The sequence below is a fragment of the Phaeobacter sp. B1627 genome, assembly GCF_006265095.1.
In the GTDB taxonomy this organism is placed as follows: Bacteria; Pseudomonadota; Alphaproteobacteria; order Rhodobacterales; family Rhodobacteraceae; genus Epibacterium.
This window is the reverse complement of sequence record NZ_VCNK01000004.1, coordinates 315710-330909: the sequence shown is the minus strand read 5'-3', so window position 1 is coordinate 330909 and position 15200 is coordinate 315710. Positions and strand designations below refer to the sequence as shown.

Sequence of the window (15200 nt, the reverse complement as noted above, 5' to 3'; positions counted from 1 at the left end):
ATGGAAAGGCCGAATATGCGCATTGCGATCCTGATGACCAACACGGATGAGAGCGAATTTGCGCATCGCCACCCTCTGGATGGCGAGAAGTTCACACGCCTCATTCATCTGGCCCGCCCGCAGGGGAGCTGTGTTGTGTACCCGGTGAAGGACGGAATTTTCCCTTCAGATATCACGGCGTACGATGGTGCGATCATCACCGGGAGCCCCGCCTCCACCCGGTCGGGCGCGCCCTGGATCGACCGGCTTTTGCAGTTGATCCGGCACATGCATGCGGAGCGGATGCCGCTGTTCGGGGCCTGTTTCGGCCATCAGGCCATTGCGCTGGCCCTCGGCGGCGCGGTGGAGCATGTGCCCGGCGGCTGGGTGCACGGGCTGACATGGAATCACCTCGTGGCGCGCCCGGATTGGGCTGCGGATGTCGCGCCGGTCGTCGGGATTTACGGATCTCATGTGGAATATGTGAGCAGGCTGCCGGACGGGGCCCACCCGCTGATGACATGCAGCGGGATCAACAGCGGGTTCACGCTCGGGTCACATATCGCCACCACACAGCACCACCCTGAGATGACGCATGATTTCATCGTTGCGCTGACGGAAGAGCTGCGCGGGAAGATGGGGCCTGAGCTCCACGCCCGCGCGGTCGCGAGCCTGACCGATCATGCCGATCAACCGGCCCTCGCCGAGGCAGTTGCGCGGTTCTTTGACAGCGCGCGAAGGGTCGCTGCGGCCAAAACAGCCGCCACAGCCAGCCCCGTCAAAACCGCCAGACCAGGCTGCGCCTAGCCAAGCGCCGCTAGAAGATCCATCACAGTGATCTGATCAAAAAGGATATGCGCCTCCATCGCCGCCTCGGCGCCGGCGCGGTCATGGGCGATGATCAAATCGGCGATGTGGCGGTGGTCCTGCGCCGATTGCGCGATCGCGCCGGGATAGCGATAGCGGGCGCGATAATAGGCCATCAGCTTTCTCGCGTTGGTCTTGATCATCTCCAGCAGGAATGCATTTGCCGCCCCCAGCGCGACGGTCTCGTGAAACACCAGATTCAGCTGATAATAGTCGTCCGGATCTGTCTCGCCCTTCTCGGCCGCGTGGGTTTCGCAGGCGAGGGTGGAGGCCTCCAGCCGGTCGCGCAGCTCTGGTGACAGACGTCGCGCCGCCAGCCCTGCGGCCTGCCCTTCGAGGCGCGCATGCACCTCCTGAATGGCGAGGAACTCTTCGAGGCCGGGTTTGAACAGGATCGCCCCCTTACGCGGCAGACGACGGATCAGGCCGGTGGCCTCCAGTTGAATATAGGCCTCACGGATGGGCGTCCGCGAGACCCCATGGCGATGTGCCAGCGCCGCCTCGTCGATTTCCTGCCCGGGAGCGAGACGTCCGGCATCGATGTCCTCAAGGATCGCAGCGATCAGCGTTTCGGTCTGCCCGGCCATGCGCGTCTTGTCCTCCTGTCGCCCCGGCAAATGTGCTGCGGTGGCCATTGCTGCCTGCTTACGGCAGCCGGCGGGCGCTTGGCCACAGGCAAGTTGCGCTAGAGGCAGGTTGCGTTACAAGAAAAATCCAAAGCGGATATTTTCGTTACAATATTCTTGAGCCGAATCGGCGCAGGCAATAGAGTGGCAGTGTGCGGGGCCTGCGACAGCGCCCTGCGCGCGCCCTGCCAGCAGCGAGGAGCCAGCCATGTATGCGCAGATGGTCAAATCGACCGGCAAGGGTGTGACCCCGCGGGAGGAGATGAGCGCCCAGGAGCGGGCCTTTCAGGACCGGATCGACGCCGGCGAAAAGATCGAACCCAAGGACTGGATGCCCGAGGGATACCGCAAGACCCTGATCCGCCAGATCGGCCAGCACGCCCATTCCGAGATCGTCGGCCAACTGCCCGAAGGCAACTGGATCACCCGCGCGCCGACACTGGAACGCAAGGCGATCCTGCTGGCAAAGGTTCAGGATGAGGCGGGGCACGGGCTATATCTGTACTGCGCGGCGGAAACGCTGGGGATCTCGCGCGACGAAATGACGGAAATGTTGCTGGACGGGCGGATGAAATACTCCTCCATCTTCAACTATCCAACGCTGACATGGGCCGATATGGGCGCGGTCGGATGGCTGGTCGATGGGGCTGCGATCATGAACCAGGTGCCGCTGCAGCGGACCTCTTTCGGGCCCTATTCCCGCGCCATGATCCGCATCTGCAAGGAAGAGAGTTTCCATCAGCGTCAGGGGTTCGACATCATGATGAAGATGGCGCGGGGCACTGCCGCGCAGCGGGCGATGGCGCAGGATGCGCTGAACCGGTTCTGGTATCCGTCGCTGATGATGTTTGGTCCCTCCGACAAGGACTCCGTCCATTCCGCACAGTCGATGGCCTGGCGGATCAAGATGAACACCAACGACGAGCTGCGTCAGAAGTTTGTCGACCAGACCGTGCCGCAGGCGGAATACCTCGGCCTCAGCGTCCCCGATGAAGACCTCCGGTGGAACGATGAAAAAGACGGCTATGACTTCACCGAGCCCGATTGGGATGAGTTCTTTGAGGTGATCAGCGGCAACGGCCCCTGCAACAGCGACCGTCTGGCGGCACGCAACAAGGCCTGGGACGACGGCGCCTGGGTCCGCGAGGGTCTGATGGCCCATGCCGAGAAAAAACGCGCCCGCGCGATGGCGGCGCAATAGTCGCCCTCTCTGCCTTTGTTGACCCCTTGCCGAGGACACAGGATCATGACAACCCAATGGCCCCTCTGGGAAATTTTCATCCGTGGTCAACACGGCATGAGCCACCGCCACATGGGCAGCCTGCACGCGCCCGATGCCGAAACGGCAATTCGCAACGCCCGTGATGTCTATACCCGCCGCAACGAAGGGGTGTCGATCTGGGTGGTCGAAGCGGCGGCCATCACGGCCTCGTCGCCCTCGGCCAAGGGGCCGATGTTTGACCCCTCCGAAAGCAAAGTCTACCGCCACCCCTCGTTCTACGACATCCCCGATGATGTGGGGGCGATGTAGAATGGCCGACAGCACATCCGAGCACATGGCCCTGCGGGAATTTCTGCTGCGCATGGGGGACAATACGCTGATCCTCGGCCACCGCGTCAGCGAATGGTGCGGCCGGGCCCCGGTGCTGGAAGAAGATATCGCGCTGGCCAATATCGCCCTTGATCTGATCGGCCAGACGCAGATGTGGCTCGGTCTGGCGGCCGAGGTTCAGGGCGACGGCCGCTCTGCCGATGATCTGGCCTTTCTGCGGGACGTGTCGCAGTTCCGCAATCTGCTGCTGTGCGAAATGCCGAACGGTGACTTTGGTCAGACCCTGATGCGGCAGTTTCTTTTTGACGCCTGGCATGACTGCCAGCTGCGCCAGCTTTCTGCATCGACCGATGAAAGAGTGGCCGCGATTGCCGCCAAAGCGGCCAAGGAGGTGGCCTATCACCTTGAACGCTCGGCCGAGACGGTGATTGCCCTCGGCGATGGCAGCGCCGAAAGCCATGCCCGCATGCAGGCGGCGCTGGATTATCTCTACCCATATGTGGGCGAGCTGTTTCTGAGCGATCCTGTCGATGAGGCGCTGATCGCGGCGGGCATTGCCCCCGACCCCCGAAGCCTGCGCCCCGCCTATGACGAGACGCTGACGCGGGTGCTGGGCGCTGCGACCCTGACCATACCGCAGGCGCGCCGCCCCCGGGGCGGCGGGCGGGACGGCAAGATGCATACGGAACATCTCGGCCATCTGCTGACCAGCATGCAATGGATGCAGCGTGCCTATCCGGGAGCAACCTGGTGATGCGGCGTCCGGCGATCGACAGACCTGTGCCGCGGCGTCGGCCAGACCTGGAGGGGGTGTGATATGCCTGCGGCCCGCTCTCAGCCCCCATCGCTCCCCTCACGGGACCCGCCTTCGACCAGCCAGGGGCGCGCGCCCGACCTTGCCCGGATCTGGGCCTGGCTTGATGCGGTGCCAGACCCGGAAATCCCGGTCATCTCGCTTGTTGATCTTGGTACCATCCGTGATGTGGCCTGGCAGGAGGACCGGCTTGTGGTCACAGTGACCCCGACCTATTCGGGCTGCCCCGCAAGCGCGGTGATCCGTCTGGATATCGAGACGGCCCTCAGGGCGCATGGCATCGGCAGGGTCGAGATCCGCACCCGGATCGCCCCGCCATGGACCACCGACTGGCTGACCGAAAAGGGCCGCGCGCAGCTTGAGGAATACGGCATTGCGCCACCTTCAGCGGCGGGCGGCCCGGCGCGCTGTCCCCGCTGCGGCAGCGCCGAGCTGACCCGGGTGAGCCAGTTTGGCTCCACCCCCTGCAAGGCTCAGTGGCGCTGCCAGAGCTGTCTCGAACCTTTTGACTATTTCAAATGTATCTGAGGAGGCAGCAATGGCCCGTTTTCACGCGCTCGAAGTGACCGACATCAGAAAGACGATCCGGGATGCGGTGGTCGTCACCCTCAGACCCGCCAATGATGCTGCGCCGGAATTCGACTTTGTGCAGGGGCAATACCTGACCTTCCGGCGGCAGTTCGACGGCTGCGAACTGCGCCGCAGCTATTCGATCTGCGCCGGGCGGGACGAGGGGCTTCTGCAGGTCGGGATCAAACGCGTTGACGGGGGGACCTTTTCCACCTGGGCCAATAGCGACCTTCGGGTCGGGGACCGGATCGACGCCATGCCGCCGCAGGGCCGGTTCCACACGCGGCTGGATGCTGAGGCGCAGCGGCACTATCTGGGGTTTGCGGGGGGATCGGGGATCACGCCGGTGCTGTCGATCCTGAAAACCACGCTGGCCTTTGAACCTCGGTCACGGTTCACGCTTGCCTATGCCAACCGCAGCGTGAATTCGATCATGTTCCGTCAGGAGATCGAAGATCTGAAGAACCGCTATATGGATCGCCTGTCCGTGGTCCATATTCTGGAGACCGACACCCAGGAAGTTGACCTCTTCACCGGGCGCATCACCCAGGACAAATGCACCGAACTCTTCGCGCGCTGGATCCCGGTCAAGACCGTGGACAGGCTGTTCGTCTGCGGGCCGGAGCCGATGATGCGCGGCATTGTCGCAGCGGCGAAGACCGCAGGCCTGGAGGACGACCAGATCAAGTATGAACTGTTCGCCTCCGATCAGCCCGGCCGGGCCCATCACCGGGCGGCCGCCCCGACGCATGCCTCGACCGCACCTGTCACGGCGGCGATCACGCTGGACGGGGCCACCCGCACGGTCACCTTTGACCGCAACACCACCCTGCTGGAGGCCGCCCTCGCCAATGATCTGGACGCACCCTTTGCCTGTCAGGCCGGGGTCTGCTCCACCTGTCGGTGCAGGGTGATCGAGGGAGAGGTCGAGATGGCCGCCAACCATGCGCTGGAGGATGACGAAGTCGCCAAGGGCTATGTGCTGTCCTGCCAGTCGGTCCCCCTGACAGATCGTCTGGTCGTGGATTATGATCAGTAACCCCCGGTCACAGCGCCCTCCTTTTTGTCGCGCATTCCGGTGCCATTCCCGCTGGACCTTGTGGGGGCTGGCCCGTAACGTCCCGAGTCTGTCCAGCGTCTTTCAATGATCCGAGGTTTGCATGGCTATTGGCAAAACAATCCGCACCTATTTCAACGGCCAATGGCACGACGGCGACGTGCCCATCATGTCCGCCGCCGATCATGCGGCCTGGCTCGGCTCGTCGGTTTTTGACGGCGCGCGCGCCTTTGAGGGGATGTGCCCGGATCTCGACAAGCATTGCGCCCGCGCCAATGCCTCGGCAGAGGCGCTGATGATGGCCGCGACGACTCCCGCAGAGCAGATGGCAGAGATCGTGCGCGACGGGCTGAAGGCCTTCTCGCCCGAGGCTGCCGTCTACATCCGGCCGATGTACTGGGCAACCGAGGGCGATCAGACCATGATCGCGCCCGCACCGGAGGCGACACAATTCGCGATCTGCCTGGAGGAGATCCCGATGGCGCCCGAAGCCGCGTCGGCAACGCTCACCCGCACGCGTTTTCGCCGCCCGGTGCTGGAAAGCGCCGTCGTCAACGCCAAGGCCGGATGCCTCTATCCCAACAATGCCCGCATGCTGCGTGAAGCCCGCGCCAAAGGGTTCAGCAATGCCCTGTCCTGTGACGTGATGGGAAACGTGGCGGAAACGGCGACGGCAAATGTCTTTTTGGTCAAAGATGGCGAGGTTTTCACCCCCATCGCCAATGGCACCTTCCTGGCGGGCATCACCCGCGCGCGCCACATCGAGAACATGCGCGCCGACGGTATTGTCGTGCACGAGGCCGTGCTGGGCTACGCCCATTTCGAGGCGGCGGATGAAGTCTTCATGTCCGGGAACATGTCCAAGGTGACTCCGGTCACTGCCTTTGACGATGTAAGTTACCAACACGGGCCGGTTACGCGGCGCGTGCGGGAATTGTACTGGGACTGGGCCAGATCCAACGGCTAGGCCCGACTGGTGCGACGCGCAATTGCGCCTGCGGCGGGCGGGGGCGCTCCCGCGCCCGCTGGCGATCCGTCTGCGCCGGATCTCCATGGCGGGCTTGGGCGTGGCAGCGCACCCTGCCGGGTGCGCTGCTGTCGCGACATGTCGCGACGGCGCCGGGCGGGAGCCCGGCGCCCGGCCCAACGGGTTGCCGGGCATGTCAGTGGACGGCAACCGGGCGGGAGCACCCCTTGCGACGCCGGAAACACCCGCAACGTTCTATTGCGCGGCTCACGCGCATCGGCCAATATGTCCTTCACACGACAGCAGAGGTTTCCATGCGCAAGTTCCTAGTGGTGCTGGATGACAGCCGCGAATGCCTGAACGCCATGCGCTTTGCCGCAATGCGCGCCGCAAACACTGGCGGCGGAGTACTCATTCTCTCTGTCATCCCCCCGGATGAATTCAATCATTGGATTGGCGTCGGTGAGGTCATGCGCGAAGAAGCGCGCGAGCGCATCCACGCCCATTTCGAGGTCTTTGCCAAATGGATGCGGGACCGTCAGGGCGTGGACCCGGAACTGGTGATCCGCGAAGGCGACATTGTGCCGGAAATCCTCGCGCAGATTGAGGCCGACCCGAGTGTCGGCGTTCTTGTTCTCGGCGCCGCGAGTGACCGCAAGGGCCCCGGCCCGATCGTGACGCAATTGACCCGGAATGCCGGCACGCTGCCGCTCCCGATCACCATTGTTCCCGGCGACATGTCCAAGGAAAAACTGGAAGCGATCACCTGACATCGAAACGTCGGATGGCTCCTCCCTTTCCGGCGGACATCAGACCCGGGCTTTCAGGCATCCGGCACCGAAAAGAGCTGATCAGGCCCCGATCATGCCCTCATGAAGCAGGGACAAAGCCCCGTCTATGCACAGACAACGCACCGATACAGCCCCTGCCCCACATTTAGAACCATTCTAAAACTTGACTTCAAAGCAACGAAGGCGCATATCCATCAGGTGCAATGCGGAGATGCGAAATGTTTATCCAGACCGAATCCACGCCCAACCCGGCAACTTTGAAATTCCTGCCCGGCCAGACGGTTCTGGATGCGGGCACCGCTGACTTTCCCTCCGCCGAGGCGGCGACCAAATCGCCGCTGGCGACACGGATATTTGCTGTGAATGGCGTGTCCGGCGTCTTCTTCGGCAATGATTTCGTGACGGTCACCAAAGGCGACACGGTGGAATGGGATCACATCAAACCCGCCATTCTCGGCGCTGTGATGGAACATTACCAATCCGGCCAGCCGGTCATCGACGAAGGGACGCAACAGGCCTCGGCCCATGCGGAACACACCGGCGAGAACGGAGAAATCGTCAATCAGATCAAAGAGCTGCTGGACAGTCGTGTACGGCCGGCGGTGGCTCAGGACGGCGGCGACATCACATTCCACGGCTTTGACCGCGGTGTTGTCTATCTGCATATGCAGGGCGCCTGCGCTGGCTGCCCCTCGTCCACGCTGACGCTGAAAATGGGGATCGAAAATCTGCTGCGCCACTATATCCCCGAAGTGACCGAGGTCCGCCCGGTTGCCGTCTGACCACATGACGGTCAAACCGCTGATCCTGGCGTTTGACACATCGGCCGCGCATTGCGCGGCCGCTTTGCTGCGTGGACATGACATCGTCTCACAGCGGCTGGAACCAATGGCCAGAGGTCAGGCAGAGCGGTTGATGCCCCTGCTGGAGGAGGTCCTGGCCGAAGGCGGCGCGTCCTATGGCGACCTGCAGGCGATCGGCGTCGGCATCGGCCCGGGCAATTTTACCGGGATCCGCATTTCCGTCTCTGCCGCCCGCGGGCTCGCACTGGGGCTGGATCTGCCCGCGATCGGGGTTTCCAGCCTCGACGCTCAGGCGTTCGGCCAGACGGGCACCGTGATTTCCAGCCTTGATGCCCGGCGTGACCATCTCTACCTGCAGATCGCCGATGGGGCGCCGGGCCTATATACGCCGGACAGCCTGCCGCCGCTGCCACAGGACGACCGGCCGATATGCATCGGCCATATGGCTGACGACATCGCCGGGCGCTGCGGCGGCATCGTTGCCTCCCCGCGCTATGCGACGGCCGAGGCAATCGCGCGTGTGGCGGCCTCTCGCCTGGGGCAGCCGGACCTGCCTGCGCCGGCGCCGCTCTATCTGCGGGAGGCGGACGCGGCACCCTCCCACGACACGCCCCCTGCCTTGCTGGATGCGTGACGCCATGCTTGCCGCGGCGCTGGCCGCCACCCATGCGGCCGCCTTCACCCAGTCGCGCCCCTGGAGCGCCAGGGAAATGGCCGACCTTCTGGCCGATCACTACACGCATCTGACGGGCGGCCCAGAGGCCTTCGCACTTGTCCGCGAGGTCGCGGGAGAGGCGGAACTGCTGACGATTGCCACCCATCCCGACCATCAGCGACAGGGGCACGCCCGCCGTCTGATGCAGGAATGGATGACAAAGGCCACAAACAATGGCGCAACCGAAGCTTTTCTCGAGGTCGCAGAAGACAATGCCGCCGCCCGGGCGTTATACTCGGACTGCGGATTCGGGCTTGTCGGGATTCGAAAGGCCTATTATCCGCGATCAAAGGCAGCAGCGGCGGACGCATTGCTCATGAAACGTCTCTTTCCCTAAAGGAAACAGCTCTTTTCTGGACCGGCTGGTCAAAAAATAGTTGACCCCGGCCCAACGCAGCAGGCTAAATCGCTCCACCTTTTTCGAATGGACACACCCGTTTTGCGGGAAAGAACAAGACCAACTGGGAGTACCTGAATGACCCTGATGAAATCGCTCATGGGCGCGGCGGCTGCGGTAGCGCTGACGGCCGGTGCCGCTCTGGCAAACCCGGCCCTGATTTTCGACCTTGGTGGCAAGTTCGACAAATCCTTCAACGAAGCTGCGTTCAACGGCGCCGAGCGTTGGGCCGAAGAGACCGGCGGCAAGTATCTCGAAATCGAGATGAAGTCCGAAGCCCAGCGTGAGCAGGCCCTGCGCCGCTTTGCGGAATCCGGTGCCAACCCGATCATCACCACCGGCTTTGCCATGAGCGCGCCCCTGGCCGAAGTGGCGGGCGACTACCCGGACACCAAGTTCGTCACCATCGACGGCTGGGTTGACGCGCCGAACGTCCACGTTGTGAGCTTTACCGAGCATGAAGGCTCTTATCTTGTTGGCATGCTGGCCGCTCAGGCGTCCAAATCCGGCACCGTCGGCTTCATCGGTGGCATGGATGTCCCGCTGATCCGCAAATTCGCCTGTGGCTACGCACAGGGCGTCAAGGCCGTGAACCCCGATGCGACCGTGATCTCGAACATGACCGGCACCACGCCATCGGCCTGGAATGACCCGGTAAAAGGCTCCGAGCTGACCAAGGCACAGATCTCGCAGGGCGCGGATGTTGTCTATGCGGCCGCTGGCGGCACCGGTGTCGGTGTCCTGCAAACTGCTGCTGACGAGGGCATCCTGTCCATCGGTGTCGACAGCAACCAGAACCACCTGCACCCCGGCAAGGTCCTGACCTCCATGCTGAAGCGCGTGGACGTGGCCGTCTACAACATCATGACCGCCGGTGCGGACCTCGAAGTAGGCAAGGTCACTCTGGATCTGTCCGACGATGGCGTCGGCTACGCGATGGATGAGAACAACGCCGAGCTGGTGTCTGATGAGATGCAGGCCGCCGTTGAAGAGGCCAAGGCCCAGATCATCGCAGGCGAGTTGAGCGTTCATAACTACACCAGCGACGACAGCTGCCCGGTGCTGAACTTCTGATCGACCTGATCTGCACCCCGCGCGGCCGCTTGTTTTCAGTTGGCGGGCGGGGTGTTCAAATTGGCCCGGAGGATGCAGGTGCAGCCCTCCGGGCCTGCTTTTTTTTCGTGCCGGTCCTTTTTGACCTTGAACGAAACGACGTGGCCTGCAGGCTGAGCCCGCACGGATCTGCGTCGAGATGACAGGGGAGCCCAAATGACGGCACCAGCAATCGAACTCAAAGGCATTTCAAAGGCCTTTGGCCCGGTCCAGGCGAACAAGGACATCTCGATCCGTGTGCAGCCCGGCACCATCCACGGGATCATTGGGGAAAATGGCGCCGGCAAGTCGACGCTGATGAGCATCCTCTACGGGTTTTACAAAGCCGACAAAGGCGAAATCTGGATCAAGGGGACCAAGACAGAAATTCCCGACAGCCAGGCGGCAATTGCCGCGGGCATCGGCATGGTTTTCCAGCATTTCAAACTGGTGGAGAATTTCACCGTGCTGGAGAACATCGTGCTGGGGGCCGAAGACAGCGGCCTGCTGATGCCCTCCCTCTCCCGCGCCCGCAAGGAGCTGAAGGAGCTGGAGGAAGAATACGAACTCTACGTCGATCCGGACAAGCGCATCGACGAGATCGGCGTCGGCATGCAGCAGCGGGTTGAAATCCTCAAGGCGCTGTATCGCAAGGCCGAGATCCTGATCCTGGACGAACCCACCGGCGTGCTGACCCCGGCCGAGGCGGATCAGCTGTTCCGCATTCTCGACCGGCTCCGCTCCGAGGGCAAAACGATCATCCTGATCACGCACAAGCTGCGGGAGATCATGGAATATACCGATACGGTGTCGGTGATGCGGCGCGGCGAGATGAACGCCACCGTCAAGACATCAGAAAGCAGCCCCGAGCAACTGGCCGAGCTGATGGTGGGTCGCAAGGTCCTGTTGCGGGTCGACAAGATCCCGGCGACGCCCGGCAAACCCATTCTCGAGATCGAGCGGCTGTCCGTCGTCGATGGCGCCGGTGTGGAACGTGTGAAGGGGATCGACCTGACGGTGCGCGCGGGCGAGATCCTTGGCATTGCGGGGGTGGCCGGCAATGGTCAGTCGGAGTTGCTGGAGGTTCTCGGCGGTATGCGCGAGGGCACAGGCACCATCCGCGTCAACGGCCAAGCCTTGCCGCTGGCCGGGCCCGGCTCCGACGCGCGGTCACGGCGGCACAGCGGTATTGCCCATGTCCCCGAGGATCGCCAGCGCGAAGGCCTGATCATGGACTTCCACGCCTGGGAAAACATCGGCTTCGGCTATCACCGCGAAGAGGCCTACAAGAAGGGTCTGTTTCTGGACAACGCCGCCCTGCGCGCCGATACAGAAGCCAAGATCGAAAAATTCGATGTCCGCCCGCCCAACCCCTGGCTCGCCGCCAAGAGTTTCTCCGGTGGCAATCAACAAAAACTGGTGGTTGCACGGGAAATCGAACGCAATCCCGACCTGCTGCTGATCGGCCAGCCGACCCGTGGTGTCGATATTGGCGCCATCGAGTTCATTCACCAGCAGATCGTGGCTCTGCGAGATCAGGGCAAGGCAATCCTGCTGGTCTCGGTCGAGCTGGAAGAGATCCTGTCGCTGAGCGACCGGGTTGCGGTGATGTTTGATGGCAAGATCATGGGCGAACGGCTCGCGGATCAGACAGACGAAAAAGAACTCGGTCTCTTGATGGCCGGCGTCGCGGGGGAGGCCGCGTAAATGGAAAAAATGCCAAAATGGGCCGATGTGGTGCTGATCCCTGTGATCAGTCTGCTCCTGGCCGCCCTGATTTCTGCTCTTGTGATCCTGCTCATCGGCGAAAGCCCGGTGGAGGCGCTGAACCTGATGGTCAATGGCGCGCTGGGATCGACCTACGGCTGGGGCTATACGCTCTACTACGCCACCAACTTTCTCTTTACCGGTCTGGCGGTCGCCGTCGCGGCCCATGCGGGCCTGTTCAATATCGGCGGCGAAGGTCAGGCGATGATCGGTGGCCTCGGCCTGGCCGTTGTCTGCCTCTATATTCCCTTCCCGCACTGGACCATCGCGCTGATCTTTGCCGCGCTTGGCGCCGGGATCTTTGGGGCGGCCTGGGCGGCTATTCCTGCGTATCTGCAGGCCAAACGCGGCAGCCACATCGTGATCACCACCATCATGTTCAACTTCATCGCGGCCGCCGTGCTGAACTACATGCTGGTGACCGTGCTGAAACCCAAGGGCGCGATGGACCCTTCGACCGCAAAGTTCCCCGAGACGGCCCAACTGCCGTCCCTGCACGAAATCCTCGCGCCGCTGGGCATCGAGTTTTCCAAATCCGCCCCCGCCAATGTCACCCTGTTTGTGGGTCTGGCGGCCTGCGTTGTGGTTTGGGGGCTGATCTGGCACACACCTCTCGGGCATGAGATCCGCGCGCTTGGCAAATCCGAACGCGGCGCCGTTTACGCAGGCATCTCACCGGTGCGCACGGTGATGATCACCATGCTGATCTCAGGCGGGCTCTGCGGCCTGATGGCGATCAACAATGTCATGGGCGAGGCGGAGCGACTGGTTCTGAACGCCACCGAGGGCGCCGGTTTCATCGGCATCGCCGTGGCCCTGATGGGTCGCAATCACCCCTTCGGCGTGTTCCTTGCGGCAATTCTGTTTGGGTTTCTCTATCAGGGCGGGGCGGAGCTGGCGCTCTGGACCAATATCCCGTCAGAGCTGATCGTGGTGATCCAGGCGCTGGTGATCCTCTTCACCGGAGCGCTTGACAACATGGTGCGTATCCCGATCGAGAAGATCTTTATCGCCCTTCGCAAGGAGAACGTCTGATGGATTTTCTCACTCTGATTCAGGTGCTCGACAGTTCCATGCGCATGGCGACACCGCTGCTGCTGGCCTGTCTGGCCGGGCTGTTCTCGGAACGGGCCGGCATTTTCGACATCGGCCTTGAAGGCAAGATGCTGATGGCGGCGTTTTTCTCCGCCGCGGTGGCGTCGATCACCGGCGATGTCTGGCTTGGTCTGGGGGCCGGTATCCTGTCCTCTCTGGCCCTGAGCGGTCTGCATGGGCTTGCCTCCATTACCTTCCGCGGCAACCAGCTGATCTCGGGCGTTGCGCTCAATTTTCTCGCGTCGGGGCTGACAGTCCTGATTGCGCAGAGCTGGTTTCAGCAAGGCGGCCGTACGCCGTCTCTGATGACGGCCGGACGGTTCAACGGGATCGAGCTGCCCTTTGCCATCGGCCCTTCCGATGCCGAAGCCGCAGGCCGTCCGTTGACCGAAATGATCAAGGAAGCCAGCATGGTGCAGCAGCTCTATTCAGAGCTGATCTCCGGCCATTCCATCCTTGTCTATGTCTCGCTTCTGGCGGTTCCGATCACATGGTGGGTGCTGTTTCGGACCCGCTTTGGCCTGCGGTTGCGGGCGGTGGGCGAAAACCCGGCTGCGGTGGATACAGCCGGTATTTCGGTGCGGGGGCTGCGCTTTGCGGCGGTCGGCATCTGCGGTCTGCTCTGTGGCATCGCAGGCGCCTACCTGGCCACCGGACTGCAGGCCGGGTTCGTCAAGGAGATGACCTCGGGCCGTGGCTATATCGCATTGGCGGCGCTGATCTTTGCCAAATGGCGCCCATGGCACGCGCTTGGCGCCTGTCTGTTGTTCGGCCTGTTGCAGGCCGTGGCCCTGCGGTTCCAGAGCATCCAGCTCGGCGGTTTCACCATCCCGGTTCAGGTGATGGACGCCCTGCCCTATATCCTCACAGTGGTCATCCTCGCAGGGTTCGTGGGCAAGGCAATCCCCCCGCGCGCCGGCGGAGAACCCTATGTGAAGGAGCGCTGACCGAAATATCGTCCGGTCACGCACCTGTAGCGCCTTCGCCTCACTCAGAGAGCGGAGGCGTTTTTATTGCAACGACAGTCGCTTTCGAAAACGGCCTGCACTAAAGTGGCACAAAGCCCGACCGCAAATCGCCCGGCCTGTAGTCGGCCTGTGATCTACCTGTGACCGCTGCATAGCAGCATTGTAATTGAATCATCCGCCCAGAACCGACACCCTAGCACAATGAACATCTATCTCCCCATCGCCGAAGTCGCGGTCAATGCGTTCCTGGTTCTGGGACTCGGTGGCATGGTTGGCGTGCTGTCGGGCATGTTTGGCGTTGGCGGCGGCTTTCTCCTGACGCCTTTGCTGTTCTTCATCGGCATCCCGCCGGCAGTGGCAGTGGCAACGGGTGCGAACCAAATCGTCGCCTCCTCCGTGTCGGGCGTGCTGGCGCATTTGCGCCGCCGCACCGTTGACCTGAAGATGGGAGGCGTGCTGCAGGCCGGTGGCATCGTCGGCGCCGCGCTGGGGATCGCGGTTTTCAACTATCTGAAATCTCTCGGTCAGGTCGATCTCTTTGTGACGCTGTGCTACGTGGTGTTCCTCGGCATCGTCGGTGGGCTGATGTTCATCGAGAGCGTCAACGCGCTGCGCAAATCCAGACGCGGCACGCCCGCCAAACGGAAACAGCGCGGTTGGGTCCATAGCCTGCCGTTCAAGATGCGGTTCAGAACCTCGGGGCTCTATATTTCGGTGATCCCACCGCTGGCTGTCGGGCTTTTTGTGGGCATGCTCACGGCGATCATGGGCGTTGGCGGCGGCTTCATCATGGTGCCTGCGATGATATATCTTCTTGGCATGCCGACGAAGGTGGTGGTCGGCACCTCGCTGTTTCAAATCATCACGGTCACTGCGGCGACCACCATGATGCATGCGATCACCAACCAGACCGTCGATATTGTCCTTGCCGTGCTGCTGCTCATCGGCGGTGTTGTCGGTGCCCAGTTCGGCACCCGCATCGGCACGTTGCTGAAGGCCGAGCAGCTACGTATCCTGCTGGCGCTTCTGGTCCTTCTGGTCTGCGCCAAGCTGGCCCTCGATCTGTTGCTGGAGCCAAGCGAGCTTTATTCGATCAGCCCAATCCGGGTGGCGCAGTGATGGGCAGTATCCGCAGATCCC

General features: G+C 62.6%; 17 protein-coding genes. 16 read left to right on the top strand and 1 reads right to left on the bottom strand.

The window, feature by feature from the left end:
- The first annotated feature begins 15 nt into the window (after nt 1-15).
- A complete protein-coding gene (locus tag FGE21_RS03850) occupies nt 16-786 on the top strand; it encodes a type 1 glutamine amidotransferase (protein WP_139661812.1) in 771 nt (256 codons plus the stop codon).
- Here FGE21_RS03850 and FGE21_RS03845 read toward each other — a convergent pair.
- The gene (locus tag FGE21_RS03845; RefSeq protein WP_139662074.1) at nt 783-1433 is read right to left on the bottom strand and encodes a GntR family transcriptional regulator; all 651 of its coding nucleotides are present in this window, start codon (nt 1431-1433) and stop codon (nt 783-785) included. The two genes, FGE21_RS03850 and FGE21_RS03845, sit on opposite strands and share 4 nt — an antisense overlap.
- A 247-nt stretch (nt 1434-1680) precedes the next feature.
- Between FGE21_RS03845 and paaA the strand changes: the two genes are divergently transcribed.
- The 15 genes from paaA (at nt 1681) to FGE21_RS03770 (ending at nt 15179) form a co-directional block, all read left to right on the top strand.
- Nucleotides 1681-2673 (top strand): 1,2-phenylacetyl-CoA epoxidase subunit PaaA, encoded by a 993-nt coding sequence (gene paaA, locus FGE21_RS03840; RefSeq protein WP_139661810.1) that lies wholly within the window; start codon nt 1681-1683, stop codon nt 2671-2673.
- Between the two features lie 45 nt (nt 2674-2718).
- The gene (gene paaB, locus FGE21_RS03835; RefSeq protein WP_139661808.1) at nt 2719-3003 is read left to right on the top strand and encodes a 1,2-phenylacetyl-CoA epoxidase subunit PaaB; all 285 of its coding nucleotides are present in this window, start codon (nt 2719-2721) and stop codon (nt 3001-3003) included.
- Nucleotide 3004: 1 nt separating this feature from the next.
- Complete coding sequence (gene paaC, locus FGE21_RS03830) at nt 3005-3778, top strand: 1,2-phenylacetyl-CoA epoxidase subunit PaaC (RefSeq protein ID WP_176695356.1); 774 nt, start codon at nt 3005-3007, stop codon at nt 3776-3778.
- 63 nt (nt 3779-3841) lie between these two features.
- The gene (paaD, locus tag FGE21_RS03825) at nt 3842-4366 is read left to right on the top strand and encodes a 1,2-phenylacetyl-CoA epoxidase subunit PaaD (protein ID WP_139661806.1); all 525 of its coding nucleotides are present in this window, start codon (nt 3842-3844) and stop codon (nt 4364-4366) included.
- Nucleotides 4367-4376: 10 nt separating this feature from the next.
- Nucleotides 4377-5447 carry a 2Fe-2S iron-sulfur cluster-binding protein gene (locus FGE21_RS03820; RefSeq protein ID WP_139661804.1) on the top strand — a complete coding sequence of 357 codons (1071 nt, stop codon included), beginning with the start codon at nt 4377-4379 and terminating at the stop codon, nt 5445-5447.
- Between the two features lie 121 nt (nt 5448-5568).
- Nucleotides 5569-6432, top strand: coding sequence for a branched-chain amino acid aminotransferase (locus FGE21_RS03815; RefSeq protein ID WP_139661803.1), 864 nt, complete (start codon nt 5569-5571; stop codon nt 6430-6432).
- Nucleotides 6433-6746: 314 nt separating this feature from the next.
- Nucleotides 6747-7202 carry a universal stress protein gene (locus tag FGE21_RS03810; RefSeq protein WP_139661801.1) on the top strand — a complete coding sequence of 152 codons (456 nt, stop codon included), beginning with the start codon at nt 6747-6749 and terminating at the stop codon, nt 7200-7202.
- Nucleotides 7203-7441: 239 nt separating this feature from the next.
- On the top strand, nt 7442-8005 hold the full coding sequence (locus FGE21_RS03805; protein ID WP_139661799.1) for a NifU family protein: 564 nt from the start codon (nt 7442-7444) through the stop codon (nt 8003-8005).
- Nucleotides 8006-8009: 4 nt separating this feature from the next.
- The gene (tsaB, locus tag FGE21_RS03800; protein ID WP_139661798.1) at nt 8010-8660 is read left to right on the top strand and encodes a tRNA (adenosine(37)-N6)-threonylcarbamoyltransferase complex dimerization subunit type 1 TsaB; all 651 of its coding nucleotides are present in this window, start codon (nt 8010-8012) and stop codon (nt 8658-8660) included.
- Nucleotides 8653-9078 (top strand): GNAT family N-acetyltransferase, encoded by a 426-nt coding sequence (locus FGE21_RS03795; RefSeq protein WP_139661796.1) that lies wholly within the window; start codon nt 8653-8655, stop codon nt 9076-9078. Before tsaB ends, FGE21_RS03795 begins: the two co-directional genes overlap by 8 nt.
- 138 nt (nt 9079-9216) lie before the next feature.
- Nucleotides 9217-10212: a BMP family protein gene (locus FGE21_RS03790; protein WP_139661794.1), complete on the top strand. Its 996-nt coding sequence runs from the start codon at nt 9217-9219 to the stop codon at nt 10210-10212.
- Between the two features lie 195 nt (nt 10213-10407).
- Entirely contained in the window at nt 10408-11937 is a 1530-nt protein-coding gene (locus FGE21_RS03785) for an ABC transporter ATP-binding protein (protein ID WP_139661793.1), read from the top strand.
- On the top strand, nt 11938-13032 hold the full coding sequence (locus FGE21_RS03780) for an ABC transporter permease (protein ID WP_139661791.1): 1095 nt from the start codon (nt 11938-11940) through the stop codon (nt 13030-13032). It abuts the gene before it with no gap.
- On the top strand, nt 13032-14039 hold the full coding sequence (locus FGE21_RS03775) for an ABC transporter permease (RefSeq protein ID WP_139661790.1): 1008 nt from the start codon (nt 13032-13034) through the stop codon (nt 14037-14039). The genes FGE21_RS03780 and FGE21_RS03775 overlap by 1 nt, the downstream gene beginning before the upstream one ends.
- A gap of 222 nt (nt 14040-14261) precedes the next feature.
- Nucleotides 14262-15179 carry a sulfite exporter TauE/SafE family protein gene (locus FGE21_RS03770; RefSeq protein ID WP_139661788.1) on the top strand — a complete coding sequence of 306 codons (918 nt, stop codon included), beginning with the start codon at nt 14262-14264 and terminating at the stop codon, nt 15177-15179.
- Nucleotides 15180-15200: the final 21 nt, after the last annotated feature.

Excerpts from the sequence above, each read along its gene's own strand:
- FGE21_RS03785 (WP_139661793.1), top strand. The coding sequence starts at position 10,408 with ATGACGGCACCAGCAATCGAACTCAAAGGCATTTCAAAGGCCTTTGGC.
- FGE21_RS03845 (WP_139662074.1), bottom strand. The coding sequence starts at position 1,433 with ATGGCCGGGCAGACCGAAACGCTGATCGCTGCGATCCTTGAGGACATC.
- FGE21_RS03850 (WP_139661812.1), top strand. The coding sequence starts at position 16 with ATGCGCATTGCGATCCTGATGACCAACACGGATGAGAGCGAATTTGCG.
- paaA (WP_139661810.1), top strand. The coding sequence starts at position 1,681 with ATGTATGCGCAGATGGTCAAATCGACCGGCAAGGGTGTGACCCCGCGG.
- FGE21_RS03795 (WP_139661796.1), top strand. The coding sequence starts at position 8,653 with ATGCGTGACGCCATGCTTGCCGCGGCGCTGGCCGCCACCCATGCGGCC.
- paaD (WP_139661806.1), top strand. The coding sequence starts at position 3,842 with ATGCCTGCGGCCCGCTCTCAGCCCCCATCGCTCCCCTCACGGGACCCG.
- FGE21_RS03805 (WP_139661799.1), top strand. The coding sequence starts at position 7,442 with ATGTTTATCCAGACCGAATCCACGCCCAACCCGGCAACTTTGAAATTC.
- FGE21_RS03790 (WP_139661794.1), top strand. The coding sequence starts at position 9,217 with ATGACCCTGATGAAATCGCTCATGGGCGCGGCGGCTGCGGTAGCGCTG.
- FGE21_RS03815 (WP_139661803.1), top strand. The coding sequence starts at position 5,569 with ATGGCTATTGGCAAAACAATCCGCACCTATTTCAACGGCCAATGGCAC.
- FGE21_RS03820 (WP_139661804.1), top strand. The coding sequence starts at position 4,377 with ATGGCCCGTTTTCACGCGCTCGAAGTGACCGACATCAGAAAGACGATC.
- FGE21_RS03770 (WP_139661788.1), top strand. The coding sequence starts at position 14,262 with ATGAACATCTATCTCCCCATCGCCGAAGTCGCGGTCAATGCGTTCCTG.
- FGE21_RS03780 (WP_139661791.1), top strand. The coding sequence starts at position 11,938 with ATGGAAAAAATGCCAAAATGGGCCGATGTGGTGCTGATCCCTGTGATC.
- paaB (WP_139661808.1), top strand. The coding sequence starts at position 2,719 with ATGACAACCCAATGGCCCCTCTGGGAAATTTTCATCCGTGGTCAACAC.
- tsaB (WP_139661798.1), top strand. The coding sequence starts at position 8,010 with ATGACGGTCAAACCGCTGATCCTGGCGTTTGACACATCGGCCGCGCAT.
- FGE21_RS03775 (WP_139661790.1), top strand. The coding sequence starts at position 13,032 with ATGGATTTTCTCACTCTGATTCAGGTGCTCGACAGTTCCATGCGCATG.
- paaC (WP_176695356.1), top strand. The coding sequence starts at position 3,005 with ATGGCCGACAGCACATCCGAGCACATGGCCCTGCGGGAATTTCTGCTG.
- FGE21_RS03810 (WP_139661801.1), top strand. The coding sequence starts at position 6,747 with ATGCGCAAGTTCCTAGTGGTGCTGGATGACAGCCGCGAATGCCTGAAC.